The sequence below is a fragment of the Oceanimonas marisflavi genome (genome assembly GCF_003049725.1).
Taxonomy (GTDB): Bacteria; Pseudomonadota; Gammaproteobacteria; order Enterobacterales; family Aeromonadaceae; genus Oceanimonas; species Oceanimonas marisflavi.
In genome coordinates this window covers 1-523 of sequence record NZ_QAGM01000068.1, presented here as the reverse complement: position 1 = coordinate 523, position 523 = coordinate 1, and the positions used below count along the sequence as shown (strand labels likewise).

Annotated in this window: 1 protein-coding gene; it reads right to left on the bottom strand. The window is 68.6% G+C overall.

Translation table 11 applies throughout. From position 1 onward, the window contains the following. Nucleotides 1-304 (bottom strand): hypothetical protein (locus DA373_RS16100; RefSeq protein WP_198650343.1); only part of this gene is annotated, 304 nt, incomplete at its 3' end. Nucleotides 305-523 lie beyond the last annotated feature (219 nt).

Genomic DNA, 523 nt, shown 5'->3' with positions numbered 1-523 from the left:
GCACCACCATCACTGCGGTGCCGGTGGGCGAGCCTTTCGCCGGGAACACGGTGAGCGTGGGCACGGCTACGTTCTGCAGCCTCCTCCAGTGCTCGCCACTGGCCCGGGAGACGGTTTCGCTGACCTGCTCGGGGCCTTTCAGATTCGGCGGCGCCATCACCTGGCCATCCGGCCCGCGCGGCAGTTCCGGGGTGCCGGCGGGCGGTTGCCAGGTCGCTGGCGCGGCGGCAGATGCAGCGAACGGCTGCACGGCCAGCAGCAGTGAAACAGCGAAGCCGTTCGCGCGCATCGTCAACATCCACATGATGAAACCGCATTGTAGAGTCGGGTTAGCTCGGCAGAGTGCGCGCAGTGCATCCACGCATGGCGTGGATCTACTGGGTGCAGCTGTGGCCTTTGACCTGGGTCCGCCTTGAGCGAGCCGAGCACCGCAGGTCCGGCGAGGGCGAAGAGGCGCGGGTGTCTGAGCGCAGCGAGTTCCCGCGCCGTCCCTCGGCGGACCGAGAAGCGCAGGGGACCGACG